At 65.8% G+C, this 240-nt stretch carries 1 protein-coding gene; it reads left to right on the top strand.

Annotation, left to right across the window (positions count from 1 at the left end):
- The coding region (locus KW828_RS21785; RefSeq protein ID WP_218338310.1) for a helix-turn-helix domain-containing protein at positions 1-240 on the top strand (240 nt) is incomplete at both ends.

The following is a 240-nucleotide window of genomic DNA, read 5'->3' as shown; positions in this document are numbered from 1 at the left end:
ATCCGGTCTTCAGGACCGCTCCCGCGCACCTCATCATTCTCCGAACCGTTCTCCGGACGACATCACTGACCTGCTGCGCATGGCGCATGCCCGCCATGAGCGCTGGGGCGCGCGCAAGATTAAGCGCTGGCTTGAAGACCAGGGACACCGCATACCCGCCAGCAGCACCGTCCATAAACTGATGGCCCGTCACGGCCTGCTGCCGGGCACGGCACCGGGTATCCCGGCCACGGGACGGTT

The organism is Enterobacter sp. ENT03, from assembly GCF_019218745.1.
Classification (GTDB): domain Bacteria; phylum Pseudomonadota; class Gammaproteobacteria; order Enterobacterales; family Enterobacteriaceae; genus Enterobacter_D.
Note: the sequence above shows the minus strand (reverse complement) of the source record. Positions and strands in the feature narration are given on the sequence as shown.